This is a genomic window from Alkalibacillus salilacus, assembly GCF_030812915.1.
Lineage (GTDB): Bacteria > Bacillota > Bacilli > Bacillales > Alkalibacillaceae > Alkalibacillus > Alkalibacillus salilacus.
Map to the genome: position 1 here is coordinate 93,852 of NZ_JAUSTQ010000003.1, position 11,925 is coordinate 105,776.

Genomic DNA, 11,925 nt, shown 5'->3' on the forward strand with positions numbered 1-11,925 from the left:
GTTTTTCACCTTCATTCAGTCTTAGGTACGTTAATATGTCTTACCAATCTGTTGATGAAATAATATAAGGCGCTTCTTGGTTCTTTCTTTGCATAACTTCTTTGTATGTCATAGGTGTTAACATTTCACCTTCAAAATTAATCCACTCTCTAGCTTGTGTTTTTTCTTCTTCCGTCAGCATCTCTAAACCTACATACATTCTTTTTTCTAGCGACACTTCTCCGACAAAGTCTTCATGTAATTCTTCTTCATTTACGTCTACAAAGTCTTTATAAAACGCTTTAGCTTCTTCTTCTGAATTAGCAACCACCGTATCAATTTCGTTCATTTTAAAAACAGTCATCTATAAACCTCCTAATTACGTTTTATCTCTCAAGAATTTCTTAAAGCACGTCTCACACAAATAACTTCCCCAGTACCTTGCAGCACGTTTTTTACACTCAACACATTGGTTCATGTTTTCACCTCTCATTGATTAGTCCTCATCATCTAATAGAACACCGACCGTGCATTTTTCTGGGTTTTTCCGTTTGGCCAAACGTCTTTTAGCAGTTGGCATTGTTAGCCAACGGATATATTCAGGTTTCACACCAAGCTCTTCCGCACATTCTTTATCCGTACCTATGACCAATAAATCTTCACCTTTATAAACAGCGTATTCTTTTGGCATATTGGTTCCTCCTTACTGCTTTATGTTTTCCGCTTCACTTTCCGGAATCGATAACTCTATCGCTCCCTCGTGAATCATAACGGGCTGAAAACCTAGTAATACTGATTCTTTTACGATCGTTAACGTTTTATGATCTAAGTGTTTTTGACAGATTGGACCAACACCACGATCAATAGATTCGTTATCTTTTAACTTTCGATTGCATACAGCACACCGAAGTAATATCTTCTCCATTAAACACACCTACCTTTAAACAAACACAATATAGTCAAAATCTTTAGGTTTACTCTTATACACGTTGACGGTCGTTAGGAGTTCTCCGTCCTGGTTTCGGTTCTTATCTTCTTTCACATATCGCTTATTCGTTGATTTCGCCATGTTACCGCCACCTTTATGCTCAATCTTTCCGCATGAAGCGGGTATTAGTTTGATTTGTGGGTTTGAGATTTTTCGTCTTTTGGCTTATGCCAGCGCCAGTCTTTGACATGAAAGGGTTTGTTCTTGGGTGGGTTCGTTCTATGCAGCTTTGCTAATTCGTCATCCGACAATCGATAAGTTTTAACTTCCGAGCTCATCTTGCCACCGCCTAACTTGGTCAAGTTTTGTTTGAAAATCAGAAAACATGCTGTCGTATAACCGCTTAACTTCTTTTGTGCGTACTTCGTGATGGTAGCTAACTTTTTGCTTGGATTCGTGATGTAGATAGCACTCGATCAATGCTTGTTTAACACCTTCTATTTGCTTTTGCCTGTCCATCCGCTTCACCTACTAGAACCAAGGATGTTCTCGAATATCTTTTGCGCGTTCAACACTTAATTTGCTTGCTAATCTGTTATAACTTAAATGCTCTAAAATAGAAGCATCATGACCATAAGAGACGAGTTCTTCAATCATATCCTCACGTGTTAACGTTGATGGTTCTCTCATCCGCTTCATCACTCCTAACTAAGATGGTTAATGCTCTGGGGCTGAATTCTTTACGCTTAATAAATCCCTTTTCTTCCAAGTTGTTTAAATGGCTATTAACTGTTGAAGCGGATTTGAGGTTAATACCTGATGTGATTTCACGTTGGGTTGGTGCAAAGCCGTGCTTATCTTGGAACCGTTCAATGTAGGTTAAGACCGCTTTCTGCATCATAGTTAAGTGCATGTGTCTGCCTCCCATTCTCGAATTTCGACTTCAACACGTGGTTGATCGTCGTAGTATTTTTCAATATGAACGTTAACGACTTGGCTATCGTCGTGCCATATAATGCCGTTAAGTGCGTCCTTAATTGCTTTCAGGTAATTATCAACGTCTGGTTTAGTTGTTGGTCTAAGTTGGCCATCATCAATCAGCTTGCGTTTGTATTTCGGCATAGATTTCGGAATGGGTCGATAAACCCTAACCGTTAAATCAATAGGCCCTTTTAATAGATTGCTAGGTTTATGTTGTGCAGCACTCAATTGCACGTAATGTTTGTAGTGTTTTGATTTAGCTGGATCGTACATGCGCGCTTGACCTTTAAATGTGGTGGCTCTTGCTCGTCCTTGCGCAACAGGTTGTCCATGTATCGTAAATGCAATCATGCGCTCATAACCCTCTTTCGTTCCGCAAATACACGAATATTACGTCCTTTAATAGCCAAGTGGCAAAGGACAAATAGTACTTCCCATTCGTCTCGTTTTAATTCCTTAGCAATTACTTCAGGTTCGTGTCCGTCGTTGTACTGCTGTTCGATGTATGTCAGATCTCGCTTTCTGAACGCGAATTCTTTGTCTTCGAGGATAATCACCCAATCTTCTTCAGGATCCAATGTGTGATAGGTGCCTTTAACGTCTGTTCTGAATTCGCCTTTGTGCCGTGTCATATGCTCACCCTTTCTATTAATCTATCGTGTGCCATGAAAGAACGCTTCTAATTCCGTCACGTTAGTATGGTCTTCCGTTTCATTCGATTGTGCCGACTCTTGTTGCTCTTGTTGTCTTTGTTCTTTGTGCTTAGCAAACCACTTCGGTATAACATCTGATGATTGTTTAGGAGACGATCGTGACTGCTTCGTTTTTTGCTTATTTTCACGGAACTGCTGTTGGTAACGTCTAGCGTCATCAATTGACTGAACACCTGCGCTCTTCCAGTTGTCTAAAACGCTCTCGATAAAGCGCGTACCCTTCGCTTCTTTTTGTGCAGCCACTTGCATAGATGCCATTAGGAGATCGTAGCCCCATTCGTCAAATAGTTGGCTAATGATTTCGTAGTTGTAAGGTGATTCGCTTATGCCTTGCTGGCAGTTCGTCTTGTAGAATTCAATGATTTCGGAAAACGCTTCTCGATCACGCGCGTTATTATTATTAGATAGTTCTTCCTCATTCTTTACATTCTTCTCATTCTTGTTTATATCCGCAACCTGTTTCTCATCTGGGTTACGCTCTGTTTCTTTTGTGTTACTTGAAACAGATTGGGATTGATATGTTTCCCAATTTAACAACGTTATAAGTGTATATTGTCTGTTACCTTTGCCATGCTCTACTGTTATCATTGATTGTTTCTCTAACCATTTAAGAATCGATTGGACGGTTTTAGGTTCGGTTCTTTCCACGTGACACCTTCGTAAAAACCGACACCCTTAGCGATGTTACGGGTGGATGTTAAATGTTGCCCTGGTTTAACCGTTATAACGCTACCGTCTTTAAAGGGAACTTTTCTCTCTTCGTGGTTCACCATATATTTAAGGTACTGCCATACACGATGGTACATAGGCGGCATGGACCATATGAGACTGTCTAATTCTTGTCGATAATCTTTGATGAAGCCTTTCATCATCTGCACCTCCTTTTTAATAGAGATAGACGTGACAAACGTTGCTCATTGGTGTACAATAAAATTGTTGAGCTTGGTTTGATCACGATCTATCGTGATGAATCATTTAAAAGATTCATAGGTTTCTAATAATTCCTGAGCGATGCGCACTTGACCTTTCCCAGTTATAAGTGCCGTCGCTTTTTCTATGTCTTGGTCTGTCTTGCTAATCACTGTCACTTTTGTATCAAACAGACCTTGTTCAATATACTTTTGCTTCGGCACGTTCTTCTCACGCCCACTCTTGATTAAATAGCCATTATCGCGTAACCAGCTGAATAAACGATTGCGACCAATGACAATGCCATGCTCGTCGTACAACATTTTCGCAAACGCACCAATACTCACTGTTGCATTAGAGTTAGACACAATACGCCCAAAGTTCGTATAAGGCTTGTCTGCTTCAATTTGGCTTTCCGCTTTTGCACGCTTTGATTTTTCCTCTTTTAGATCAGTAGCTATCTTGATGATCGTGTCTGGATCCGTTAGGGCTTGTTCTATCGTTTCTGGAGTCATATAAGTTCCATGTTTTCTAATAGATGGGATGACCTCAGAAGTTACCCATTTTCTAAATTGCTTGGCTTCAGGTTTACGACTATCGAGGATAACGTCATACAATCCATCCTCGTTTACAATTGTGGCTTGTTGCGTTCTACCCATTGAATCTGAGATGGGGTAAGTTGTACTTACGTCATCCCCTAGTCTTTTTTTAACCATCCGGCTGTTACTCAGTTCTAAAATGTTAACTAAGTCATAGAGGACAAACCACGGCTCATTATCCATTTCAATAATCCGCAATTCTTGTCCGTCGAAAATCTTTGTTAATTCATTCATATAAATTCTCACTCCTTTGTAGGAATTTTAGTCTTCCTGTCGAATGTTTAAATTAGGAAGGTGATATATTTGACTGAAATTATAAATAACGGTACTTTTATCGTCGTTGTGATCACGTTTTTAATCACATTAAACAACGCTTACAATAACCGAGCTTCAATCGAAATTAGACAACTTCCTGGAAGTAAGTCTGCTTTAATTCAACCTGATTTTATTGACACCGATACACCTGATGTTTATTGGCAAGACAAGTATAGAGTTCTTATTGATGTTGTGATTATTAATCAAAGTGCACAGCCTATATCGATCATTGAATTTGTACTGAATGACAAGGTGAACTTCAATTCGTATTCTCTTCCAGGATCACAGTACACAGTTACAGTAAGTCCAGAGAAAGAGACTGAGAATGGACTTACATTCCACGGATCTAAAAGATCAAAGACTTATTTAATTAATGATTCGTGGCTTCAACCTTTGTTTGATATTCCACCGTATACATCAACGAGAGGCTTTTTGTTTTTCCATTTACCTAAAGAAGACCTAGTTGACATTGGGCACAACAAACTTCAAATATTCACTTCTCGCAAAACATTTATTAAAGATTTAGAGATATACGAACTTGAAAAGAGTCGGCTTCAGCTACCAGATGATATCCATAAGGCTCATGCCCTTTTTGATTCACAAAATCCTTTCTAAGTTCAGCTACATATTCCATGACATCTTTTTGCCTTTTGTCATTTAAGACAATTTGAGTAGAAGCTATTTCATCTGCAATCGTTTTAGCTTCTCTCATTTTGTCTAATAACTCATTGACCTTTTCAGTTGTTTCTTCCATACCTTCAATCAGAAATTCTGAATCTTTCATTTAATACACACCCAATCATCGACTTGATTTTCTAAACATCACATGGTTTAATATAGTTACTCCGTGTTATGTGAACATCGGAATATACCAGTCTTTCAGATTTAACCGCTTTGCCGAGCGGTTATTTTTTTGTGCTATAAGTTACATCAGATTCGATCCCGTCGTTTTCCATTTGCTTGACTATCCCTTCCAGATAATCAACATACTCCCATTCATCCTTTAGCTTTTGCAGCCGCTTCAACGAACGTTCAATATCTTGATTAACTCTAAGCGCTTGTTCATATTGCTTTTTTCGAGTGTACTGATTTAGTAATTTGAGTAAGTCATTGACACAACGTTCTTCGACTTCAATAGCCCAATCAAATTCTTGCTTTTTAGCGCTACTCATTTTGATACCTCCGCTTCATTGCTATATAAATTATGGTGTTTTTTCTTTAATAAACGGATAGCCCTTTCATTTCCTTATAAATAACTAACAATCAAAACCAGTAACGCTAATGCTAAAGCACTCGTAACACCTTCAATTGCGTACTTCATAATCGACCTTCCTTTCTTAACCGATCTAATTCAGCTTGGTTATTCTTGAATTGTTGAAACGCTTGACGCTTACCTTCATTACGTTTGTAGATGAAGTTGGGCTGCATGTTTCATCACTCCTTCCATTCGGAATGTGCTACCGATGATATAACAGTCATCGTTTAAGCAGCGTGTCTTGAAAAATGTGCTATTGTTGTTTTCGCGTGATTCTTTAATGTGGAGTTCATTCCCGCAATTTTCACACGTTAGTTCCGTCACACCCGTCGATCGGATTACCTTTTCCATTCAGCTCACCTTCCTCTCCCTCATTGGCTTCAATTGCCTTCTGGTACTCTTCATTAAGTTTGTTCATGAATTCTTCTGCAATTTCGTTGTCTACACCAACCATTACTTTATTTAATTTGTGATCAGTAATATAGAAAACAAGACGATTACGTTCTGCTTCAATTTCAACCTCTTTTGCCTCGCTTAGAAATGACACAATCATGTTCAATCCTCCTTTTGTTCTTCAACCCACTTCAAAAGAAAATCTTTCATTTCCTCAGCTTTGAAGTACCATTTACCGCCGAGCTTCACTTTCGGACAATCTGGATGATAAAAGAAGGTCTTTTGAATTGTAGACCAACTCATGCAAGTTCGACGTGTTAACTCATGCTTATCCCATAAGACCAAATCGAAGTCGGCTTCACTAAGCCGCTTCTGTATTTCGTCTTTTGTCAACTTCTCAACAGTGTCTTGATCAACATTAACTTCAATCATTCATTACCACCTCTTTTTCGGTTTTTCTGAAATTCACCCTAAAAAAATATCATCAACTTTAACACCTAAAGCGTTGGCTATTTTTTCAAGAGTTGAGTAATGTGCTTTTCGTAAGTTATTGACGTTCATTTCATACAGAATGATACTTCTAGCTGATACGCCAGACTTACTCGCAAGCTGTTCTTGCGTCATTTCCGCTTTAACTCGTAACACTTTTAACTTCTCTCTGGTCTTAGTTGTCACCAAAAAACACCTCCGTTCAACAATTTATACTCCAATCTTACACTTCGGTTTTTCTGAAGTCAAGTAATATTTTCAGATAATCTGAAATAAATTTATAAACTCACTTCACATTTTATGAAATTAGTTGTATAATTCAGTTAAAATAAATTCATGGAGGAAGTATTAATGAGTAATGTATTCAGCAAAAATCTTAGGTACCTTAGAAACAAGAAAGATATGGATCAAGATGAACTAGCAAAACTTTTAGGAAGAAAAAGCTCTTCTTCTATTAGCGAATGGGAAAAAGGAACTTATACACCAAAGTCAGGAGTTTTATCTGATATAGCAAAAATTTTCAATGTTAATTTAGAAGATCTAATGAATGAAGATTTAACAAAAGAGACATCAAATATTAAAAATATAACTAAAATAACGCCAATTCCTATTCTGGGTAAAGTATCTTGTGGAGATCCAATAGATGCTGAGGAAAATATAAAAGGTTATACTTATGAACTTCCAGATACGTTGCCTGTAGGTGAGTTTATATGTTTAGAAACAGTTGGAGATTCAATGCACCCAACGATACCAGAAGGGTCTAATGTAATTATTAGAAAGCAACCTGATGTAGAAAGTGGTGAAATTGCAGCGGTTTTATTAAATGGCGATTTGGAGGCAACTCTAAAGCGGGTAAAGAAACAGAAAAATAATATAGTATTGATTCCAGATAATTCGGATCACGATCCAATCATTGTTAACGAAGAGTATCCAGCTAAAATTATCGGTAAAGCTGTTAAATTTACTCAAAATCTTTAGGAGGTGTGATGAATGGGTATATCACTAAATGAGTACAAAGAGGGCTTGTGGGAATTTAGATTAACCTATTATGACCCTATAACTGATCAACGAAAGGAGCGATCTAAAAGAGGATTTAAACGTAAGAAAGATGCGAGAATAGAAGCTCAACAATTAGAAGAGCAGTTATTGAATAATTTTGACACGGCTAATCATAACATGTTGCTTAAAGAATACATGCAACATTGGTTAGTCGAATACAAAAAGGATGTCGTTCGTAAAAATACTTATAAACTACATCAAACTAACATCAATAAACACATTATACCTTATTTCCAAAATATAAAAATAAAGAACCTTAAACCAACTATGTATCAAAAATTCCTAAACCATTTATATAATGAAGGGTATGCAAAACGAACTGTAGAGATTGTCCACGGTACACTACGTAATGGTTTAGAGAAGGCGAAGCAACTAAATATTATTGATCGAAATCCTGCTGAAGGAGCTACGATAAAGGGTAAGAGTAAGAAACAAACCATCAAATTTATTGATTCATCAGATATATCAAATTTCCTAAAAGAAGCTCGTCAGTACGGCTATATTTATTGGATGTTCTATTACTTCTTGATTGAAACAGGTATGCGCAAAGGTGAAGCTGCAGCTATTCAATGGTCCGATATTAATTTCAAAGAGAAGACAGTTCGAATCAACAAATCCTTAGACTTTCAAGCGTCCACTAATGATGAGCTGTTTGGCGATACCAAAACATATCGGTCAACCAGGACTATCACATTAAGAGATCCCTTAATCGATAAATTAAAGTTCCATCTGAAATGGCAAAATGAAAATAAAAAGACGTTTGGTGACTTGTATCATCACGATCTCAATTTAGTCTTATGTCGTGATGATGGTAACTACATGCCTAAAAGCTCACTATTTAATTCATTTGAACGCATATTAAAAAGAGCTGGACTACCTAAGTTACCTATTCACTCTTTGCGTCATACCCATGTTGTTATTTTAATGGAATCTGGCTGGAGTGACTACAAACAAATTCAAGAACGATTAGGACATGGTAGTTACCAAATCACAGCAGATGTTTATGCTCATATTTCTGACCGAATAAATCAGGAAGGTATGCAGAAATATGATGATTATATGAAAAAAATCCTAAACGAATGATTTTTGTGGGAAATCTGTGGGAATACTCCTCAATCCACCACCCCCTCAAAAACTTCCCACAAAACAAAAATCCCCTTAACCATTTTCATGGCAAGGGAATTCGAAAATTAGTAAGTGCTTAAATATTGTTCTCTCTCCCATGGGTGAACTTGTGTGCGGAACATATCCCATTCGATTTCTTTTGCTTCTAAGAAGTGCTCAGTTAAGTGCTCACCAAGAGCTTCTTTAATCACATTGTCTGATTTTAAGTATTGTAAAGCATCATATAGCGTTGCTGGTAGATCTTGGACACCATTTGCTTCGCGTTCTGCCTTATCCATTACATAAATGTTACGGTCAACTGGATCTGGAGCTGTAAGTTTGTTTTCAACACCATCTAAACCTGCCGCTAACATAACAGACATAGCCATGTATGGATTAGCTGCTGGGTCAACACTACGTACTTCAATACGGGTGCTTAAACCACGAGATGAAGGAACACGAACTAATGGGCTACGGTTTTGACCAGACCAAGCAACATAGCAAGGCGCTTCGTAACCTGGAACCAAACGCTTATATGAGTTAACAGTTGGGTTTGTCACAGCTGTAAAGTTAACCGCGTGTTTGATGATACCTGCTGTAAACTGGTGTGCAACTTCACTTAACTGTTCATCCGCATTTTCATCATAAAAGGCGTTTTCTTTGCCTGCAAATAGTGACATGTTTGCGTGCATGCCTGAACCGTTTACGCCGAATAACGGCTTAGGCATAAATGTTGCATGTAGGCCGTGTTTACGTGCGATCGTTTTAACTACAAGCTTGAATGTTTGGATATCGTCACAATGTTTAATAGCATCAGAATACTTGAAGTCAATTTCGTGTTGTCCTGGTGCTACTTCGTGGTGAGAAGCTTCAATTTCAAAGCCCATTTCTTCTAATTCTAATACGATATCGCGACGGCAGTTTTCACCTAAATCTGTCGGAGCTAAGTCAAAATAACCACCTTTATCGTTAAGTTCCATTGTCGGCTCACCACGTTCATCTAATTTGAATAAGAAGAACTCTGGCTCTGTACCAATATTAAAGGCTGTATAACCGAGTTTTTCCATGCGCTCTAAATTACGCTTTAAGTTATAACGTGGGCAACCTTCAAATGGTGTGCCATCTGGATTATAAATATCACAAATGAAACGTGCTACTTTACCTTTTTCTGATGTCCATGGAAAGACAACGAACGAATCTAAATCTGGATGTAGTAACATATCTGATTCTTCAATACGTACAAATCCTTCAATCGAAGAACCGTCGAACATCATTTGATTATCAAGTGCTTTATCTAGCTGACTGAGTGGAATTTCAACGTTCTTGATTGTGCCTAATAAATCCGTGAATTGTAAACGAATAAATCGAACGTTTTCCTCCTCTATGCGTTTGTAAATCTCTTCTTTTGTAAATTTAGCCATAATAAACGCCTCCTCAAATTTATTAAGTTAATGGTAGAACCGCGAAAGTTCTCCCTTAACAAGTGATGATTGATTCATATAACCTGACTCCATCAACTCACGACGTAACATTTTGTGTAAGTCTTTTTCTGACATTTTCTCAGTCTCTTCTGGAACCGGTTCCTTCTGGTTATTTTGCTCTTGTTGTTCTGTTTTAACTTTCAAGACTTGTTTGATGCCGGCAAGATTGACACCTTGGTCAATTAATTCTTTAATTTCGAGTAAACGATCGACATCATAAAAGGAAAATAGTCGTCTATTTCCTTTTGACCGAACAGGCATGACCAGTCCCTTATCTTCGTAATATCGAACTTGACGAGCGCTAAGCTCAGTTAAATCTGTTACAACGCTGATAGGGAATAACGGTAAAGCCTTACGATCTTGATTAGCCATCACCAACACCTCCAATATATATAATATTATATGCAAAGTTATAAGATGTGTCAACACATGTTAAGAAAGTTAACATAAAAAAGAAGAAGTACGAAAATCGTACCTCTTATAAATAGTTAAGTTGTTTTAAAGCTGAAATAATAGCTAGTTTAACATGTTCATATGTTAAACCACCTTGAACATACAACGTATAAGGGTCACGGATTGGTCCATCAGCTGTTAACTCCAAGCTAGCTCCTTGAATAAACGTCCCTGCTGCCATAATGACTTCATGATCATATCCAGGCATAGCACTTGGTTGTGGTGTTACATAGGCATTAACTGGCGATTGCTGTTGAATAATTTGAGCAAATTCAACCATATCATCTTTAGACTGAAACGTAATGGATTGAATTAAATCAGTACGTGGTTCATCTTGATTAGGATTTGTTGTGAACCCAAGTTTACATAATAATGTTGCGGTAAAGTAAGAACCTTTTAGTGCTTCACCAACTGTATGCGGAGCTAAAAACAATCCTTGGAACATTTCTTGCAAACTATTTAATGATGCTCCTGTTTCTTTACCTAATCCAGGTGCTGTTAAACGATTCGCACATTTTTCAATTAAATATTGTCGTCCAGCTATGTATCCTCCAGTGCGCACAATGCCCGCTCCAGGATTTTTAATTAATGAGCCAGCTATTAGATCTGCACCTACTTCTGTTGGTTCTGCAGTTTCAACAAATTCTCCGTAGCAATTATCGACAAAAACAATGACATTCGGGTTAATTGATTTTACAAATTCAATCATTTTTTTGATACCTTCAATCATAAACGAAGGCCTGTCTGCGTATCCTTTTGAGCGTTGAATCATAACCATTTTAGTCCGCTCATTCAGAGATTGACTAATCGATTCAAAGTCTACTTCCCCATTTTTGGTCAGTTCCACTTCTTTATAATGAATCCCGAAATCCGTTAAAGAACCATCTGCTTCACCCGTTGCACCAATAACACCTTGTAATGTGTCATAAGGCGCTCCTGTAATACTTAATAATTCATCACCTGGGCGTAATACGCCGAATAACGTCGTCGAAATAGCGTGTGTACCCGATACGATTTGAGGACGTACTAAAGCATCTTCCGTCTGAAATACTGAGGCATAAAGCGCTTCAAGCTTCTCACGTCCCAAATCATCATATCCATACCCTGTTGTTGGGTTAAAATGAATATCAGCAATGTGTTGCTCTTGAAAGGCTTGGAGCACTTTAGCCTGATTGTGCGTCACAGATTGTCCTATTTGTTTAAATTGATCTTCTAATTTCGTTTCAACTTCATGTATAGTTTGCCAATCTTGTTCGTTCATATTTCC

General features: G+C 37.8%; 22 protein-coding genes. 2 read left to right on the plus strand and 20 right to left on the minus strand.

Annotation, left to right across the window (positions count from 1 at the left end; all coding sequences use genetic code 11):
• Nucleotides 1-40: 40 nt before the first annotated feature.
• The 17 genes from J2S77_RS04690 to J2S77_RS04770 all read right to left on the minus strand — a co-directional run bounded on the left by J2S77_RS04690 (nucleotide 41) and on the right by J2S77_RS04770 (nucleotide 6,747).
• Complete coding sequence (locus J2S77_RS04690) at nucleotides 41-343, minus strand: hypothetical protein (RefSeq protein ID WP_306975132.1); 303 nt, start codon at nucleotides 341-343, stop codon at nucleotides 41-43.
• A 132-nt stretch (nucleotides 344-475) separates the two neighbouring features.
• Nucleotides 476-670 (minus strand): hypothetical protein, encoded by a 195-nt coding sequence (locus J2S77_RS04695; RefSeq protein WP_306975133.1) that lies wholly within the window; start codon nucleotides 668-670, stop codon nucleotides 476-478.
• A gap of 12 nt (nucleotides 671-682) precedes the next feature.
• Nucleotides 683-904: a DUF6011 domain-containing protein gene (locus J2S77_RS04700; RefSeq protein WP_167260231.1), complete on the minus strand. Its 222-nt coding sequence runs from the start codon at nucleotides 902-904 to the stop codon at nucleotides 683-685.
• 15 nt (nucleotides 905-919) lie between these two features.
• Nucleotides 920-1,048 carry a hypothetical protein gene (locus J2S77_RS04705; protein ID WP_279588337.1) on the minus strand — a complete coding sequence of 43 codons (129 nt, stop codon included), beginning with the start codon at nucleotides 1,046-1,048 and terminating at the stop codon, nucleotides 920-922.
• A gap of 180 nt (nucleotides 1,049-1,228) precedes the next feature.
• Nucleotides 1,229-1,426, minus strand: coding sequence for a hypothetical protein (locus tag J2S77_RS04710; RefSeq protein WP_306975137.1), 198 nt, complete (start codon nucleotides 1,424-1,426; stop codon nucleotides 1,229-1,231).
• 12 nt (nucleotides 1,427-1,438) lie between these two features.
• Complete coding sequence (locus J2S77_RS04715) at nucleotides 1,439-1,597, minus strand: hypothetical protein (RefSeq protein ID WP_167260225.1); 159 nt, start codon at nucleotides 1,595-1,597, stop codon at nucleotides 1,439-1,441.
• On the minus strand, nucleotides 1,569-1,820 hold the full coding sequence (locus J2S77_RS04720) for a LexA family protein (protein WP_306975139.1): 252 nt from the start codon (nucleotides 1,818-1,820) through the stop codon (nucleotides 1,569-1,571). Before J2S77_RS04720 ends, J2S77_RS04715 begins: the two co-directional genes overlap by 29 nt.
• The gene (locus tag J2S77_RS04725; RefSeq protein WP_306975141.1) at nucleotides 1,811-2,239 is read right to left on the minus strand and encodes a RusA family crossover junction endodeoxyribonuclease; all 429 of its coding nucleotides are present in this window, start codon (nucleotides 2,237-2,239) and stop codon (nucleotides 1,811-1,813) included. The genes J2S77_RS04720 and J2S77_RS04725 overlap by 10 nt, the downstream gene beginning before the upstream one ends.
• Nucleotides 2,236-2,520, minus strand: a complete 285-nt coding sequence (locus J2S77_RS04730; protein ID WP_306975143.1) for a hypothetical protein — start codon at nucleotides 2,518-2,520, stop codon at nucleotides 2,236-2,238. The genes J2S77_RS04725 and J2S77_RS04730 overlap by 4 nt, the downstream gene beginning before the upstream one ends.
• A gap of 21 nt (nucleotides 2,521-2,541) precedes the next feature.
• A complete protein-coding gene (locus tag J2S77_RS04735; RefSeq protein WP_306975144.1) occupies nucleotides 2,542-3,249 on the minus strand; it encodes a DnaD domain-containing protein in 708 nt (235 codons plus the stop codon).
• On the minus strand, nucleotides 3,201-3,470 hold the full coding sequence (locus J2S77_RS04740; protein WP_306975146.1) for a hypothetical protein: 270 nt from the start codon (nucleotides 3,468-3,470) through the stop codon (nucleotides 3,201-3,203). Before J2S77_RS04740 ends, J2S77_RS04735 begins: the two co-directional genes overlap by 49 nt.
• Nucleotides 3,471-3,572: 102 nt before the next feature.
• Nucleotides 3,573-4,343: a phage antirepressor gene (locus tag J2S77_RS04745; RefSeq protein WP_306975148.1), complete on the minus strand. Its 771-nt coding sequence runs from the start codon at nucleotides 4,341-4,343 to the stop codon at nucleotides 3,573-3,575.
• Nucleotides 4,344-4,938: 595 nt separating this feature from the next.
• On the minus strand, nucleotides 4,939-5,208 hold the full coding sequence (locus J2S77_RS04750; protein ID WP_306975150.1) for a hypothetical protein: 270 nt from the start codon (nucleotides 5,206-5,208) through the stop codon (nucleotides 4,939-4,941).
• Between the two features lie 121 nt (nucleotides 5,209-5,329).
• Complete coding sequence (locus J2S77_RS04755) at nucleotides 5,330-5,596, minus strand: hypothetical protein (protein ID WP_306975151.1); 267 nt, start codon at nucleotides 5,594-5,596, stop codon at nucleotides 5,330-5,332.
• 387 nt (nucleotides 5,597-5,983) lie between these two features.
• Nucleotides 5,984-6,232 carry a hypothetical protein gene (locus J2S77_RS04760; protein WP_306975153.1) on the minus strand — a complete coding sequence of 83 codons (249 nt, stop codon included), beginning with the start codon at nucleotides 6,230-6,232 and terminating at the stop codon, nucleotides 5,984-5,986.
• 2 nt (nucleotides 6,233-6,234) lie between these two features.
• Nucleotides 6,235-6,504 (minus strand): group-specific protein, encoded by a 270-nt coding sequence (locus J2S77_RS04765; RefSeq protein WP_306975155.1) that lies wholly within the window; start codon nucleotides 6,502-6,504, stop codon nucleotides 6,235-6,237.
• A 33-nt stretch (nucleotides 6,505-6,537) separates the two neighbouring features.
• Nucleotides 6,538-6,747 carry a helix-turn-helix transcriptional regulator gene (locus J2S77_RS04770; RefSeq protein WP_306975500.1) on the minus strand — a complete coding sequence of 70 codons (210 nt, stop codon included), beginning with the start codon at nucleotides 6,745-6,747 and terminating at the stop codon, nucleotides 6,538-6,540.
• A 165-nt stretch (nucleotides 6,748-6,912) separates the two neighbouring features.
• Between J2S77_RS04770 and J2S77_RS04775 the strand changes: the two genes are divergently transcribed.
• Nucleotides 6,913-7,539, plus strand: coding sequence for a LexA family protein (locus tag J2S77_RS04775; RefSeq protein WP_306975157.1), 627 nt, complete (start codon nucleotides 6,913-6,915; stop codon nucleotides 7,537-7,539).
• 12 nt (nucleotides 7,540-7,551) lie between these two features.
• Complete coding sequence (locus tag J2S77_RS04780) at nucleotides 7,552-8,703, plus strand: site-specific integrase (RefSeq protein ID WP_306975158.1); 1,152 nt, start codon at nucleotides 7,552-7,554, stop codon at nucleotides 8,701-8,703.
• Nucleotides 8,704-8,810: 107 nt separating this feature from the next.
• Here the strand turns inward: J2S77_RS04780 and glnA are convergent, their stop codons facing one another.
• The 3 genes from glnA to J2S77_RS04795 form a co-directional block, all read right to left on the minus strand.
• A complete protein-coding gene (gene glnA, locus J2S77_RS04785; protein WP_306975159.1) occupies nucleotides 8,811-10,145 on the minus strand; it encodes a type I glutamate--ammonia ligase in 1,335 nt (444 codons plus the stop codon).
• A gap of 27 nt (nucleotides 10,146-10,172) precedes the next feature.
• Nucleotides 10,173-10,577 carry a MerR family transcriptional regulator gene (locus J2S77_RS04790; protein ID WP_306975160.1) on the minus strand — a complete coding sequence of 135 codons (405 nt, stop codon included), beginning with the start codon at nucleotides 10,575-10,577 and terminating at the stop codon, nucleotides 10,173-10,175.
• A gap of 106 nt (nucleotides 10,578-10,683) precedes the next feature.
• Nucleotides 10,684-11,919, minus strand: coding sequence for a methionine gamma-lyase family protein (locus tag J2S77_RS04795; protein WP_306975161.1), 1,236 nt, complete (start codon nucleotides 11,917-11,919; stop codon nucleotides 10,684-10,686).
• Between the last annotated feature and the right edge of the window lie 6 nt (nucleotides 11,920-11,925).

What these genes read in the sequence shown, in the direction of transcription:
- J2S77_RS04690 (WP_306975132.1), bottom strand. Translation starts at nt 343, where the DNA reads ATGACTGTTTTTAAAATGAACGAAATTGATACGGTGGTTGCTAATTCA.
- J2S77_RS04695 (WP_306975133.1), bottom strand. Translation starts at nt 670, where the DNA reads ATGCCAAAAGAATACGCTGTTTATAAAGGTGAAGATTTATTGGTCATA.
- J2S77_RS04700 (WP_167260231.1), bottom strand. Translation starts at nt 904, where the DNA reads ATGGAGAAGATATTACTTCGGTGTGCTGTATGCAATCGAAAGTTAAAA.
- J2S77_RS04705 (WP_279588337.1), bottom strand. Translation starts at nt 1,048, where the DNA reads ATGGCGAAATCAACGAATAAGCGATATGTGAAAGAAGATAAGAACCGA.
- J2S77_RS04710 (WP_306975137.1), bottom strand. Translation starts at nt 1,426, where the DNA reads ATGGACAGGCAAAAGCAAATAGAAGGTGTTAAACAAGCATTGATCGAG.
- J2S77_RS04715 (WP_167260225.1), bottom strand. Translation starts at nt 1,597, where the DNA reads ATGAGAGAACCATCAACGTTAACACGTGAGGATATGATTGAAGAACTC.
- J2S77_RS04720 (WP_306975139.1), bottom strand. Translation starts at nt 1,820, where the DNA reads ATGCACTTAACTATGATGCAGAAAGCGGTCTTAACCTACATTGAACGG.
- J2S77_RS04725 (WP_306975141.1), bottom strand. Translation starts at nt 2,239, where the DNA reads ATGATTGCATTTACGATACATGGACAACCTGTTGCGCAAGGACGAGCA.
- J2S77_RS04730 (WP_306975143.1), bottom strand. Translation starts at nt 2,520, where the DNA reads ATGACACGGCACAAAGGCGAATTCAGAACAGACGTTAAAGGCACCTAT.
- J2S77_RS04740 (WP_306975146.1), bottom strand. Translation starts at nt 3,470, where the DNA reads ATGAAAGGCTTCATCAAAGATTATCGACAAGAATTAGACAGTCTCATA.
- J2S77_RS04745 (WP_306975148.1), bottom strand. Translation starts at nt 4,343, where the DNA reads ATGAATGAATTAACAAAGATTTTCGACGGACAAGAATTGCGGATTATT.
- J2S77_RS04750 (WP_306975150.1), bottom strand. Translation starts at nt 5,208, where the DNA reads ATGAAAGATTCAGAATTTCTGATTGAAGGTATGGAAGAAACAACTGAA.
- J2S77_RS04755 (WP_306975151.1), bottom strand. Translation starts at nt 5,596, where the DNA reads ATGAGTAGCGCTAAAAAGCAAGAATTTGATTGGGCTATTGAAGTCGAA.
- J2S77_RS04760 (WP_306975153.1), bottom strand. Translation starts at nt 6,232, where the DNA reads ATGATTGTGTCATTTCTAAGCGAGGCAAAAGAGGTTGAAATTGAAGCA.
- J2S77_RS04765 (WP_306975155.1), bottom strand. Translation starts at nt 6,504, where the DNA reads ATGATTGAAGTTAATGTTGATCAAGACACTGTTGAGAAGTTGACAAAA.
- J2S77_RS04775 (WP_306975157.1), top strand. Translation starts at nt 6,913, where the DNA reads ATGAGTAATGTATTCAGCAAAAATCTTAGGTACCTTAGAAACAAGAAA.
- J2S77_RS04780 (WP_306975158.1), top strand. Translation starts at nt 7,552, where the DNA reads ATGGGTATATCACTAAATGAGTACAAAGAGGGCTTGTGGGAATTTAGA.
- glnA (WP_306975159.1), bottom strand. Translation starts at nt 10,145, where the DNA reads ATGGCTAAATTTACAAAAGAAGAGATTTACAAACGCATAGAGGAGGAA.
- J2S77_RS04790 (WP_306975160.1), bottom strand. Translation starts at nt 10,577, where the DNA reads ATGGCTAATCAAGATCGTAAGGCTTTACCGTTATTCCCTATCAGCGTT.
- J2S77_RS04795 (WP_306975161.1), bottom strand. Translation starts at nt 11,919, where the DNA reads ATGAACGAACAAGATTGGCAAACTATACATGAAGTTGAAACGAAATTA.